Genomic DNA, 709 nt, shown 5'->3' on the forward strand with positions numbered 1-709 from the left:
ATGAGCCAGTGCAAGGCATTGTACAAAGACCATTCCGAAACCATCATGGGAAACATGGACAGTATCGTGTTCCTCGGAGGCCGGGAGGCTTCCACCCTAAAGGATATTTCGGAAAACTGGCTGGGCAAGGCCACCATCTCTATGCAGACCGAGGGCCGAAGCCGTGGGCAGTCTGAAAGTTACAGCCAGAATATGCAGCGGCTTGGCCGGGAGCTGATGACCACCAGCGAGATCACCACCATGCCCGGGGATAAATGTATCTTGCAGCTTCGGGGGCTCCCGCCCTTCCTGTCCCCGAAGTATGACTTGAAAAAGCACCCGAATTACAAGTACACAGCCGAATTTGATAAAAAGAAAAACGCCTTCCGCTTGGAAAGCCTGTTCCGCCACCGGCCATTGAGACTAAAGCCGGAGGACGAATACACGGTGTACGAAGTGGACGGCTCTGACACGGACGAAGAAGCTGACCTGTTGAACTTCGATGATCTGGACAGCGACGAGTTTGTGTAACTTCGGGCCATGTTGACCCGAAGCGCCGCCGATGTGGGCGGCTTTTTTTGTACCCAAAACCATCAAACAAACAAAATGGAGGAACGTATATGGAATTTTTCAATCAGGCAATCGACATTCTCAAAATTCTGGTCATGGCTCTTGGCGCCGGTCTGGCGGTATGGGGCGTCATCAACCTTCTGGAAGGTTACGGGTCGGA

General features: G+C 52.6%; 2 protein-coding genes. Both read left to right on the forward strand.

Annotation, left to right across the window (positions count from 1 at the left end; genetic code table 11):
* Positions 1–510 (forward strand): TraM recognition domain-containing protein (locus PG722_RS13995; RefSeq protein ID WP_270580894.1); only part of this gene is annotated, 510 nt, incomplete at its 5' end.
* Positions 511–599: 89 nt separating this feature from the next.
* The coding region (locus tag PG722_RS14345) for a Maff2 family mobile element protein (RefSeq protein ID WP_442867862.1) at positions 600–709 on the forward strand (110 nt) is incomplete at its 3' end.

The organism is Butyricicoccus sp. OF27-2pH9A, from assembly GCF_027693185.1.
Classification (GTDB): domain Bacteria; phylum Bacillota; class Clostridia; order Oscillospirales; family Butyricicoccaceae; genus Agathobaculum; species Agathobaculum butyriciproducens.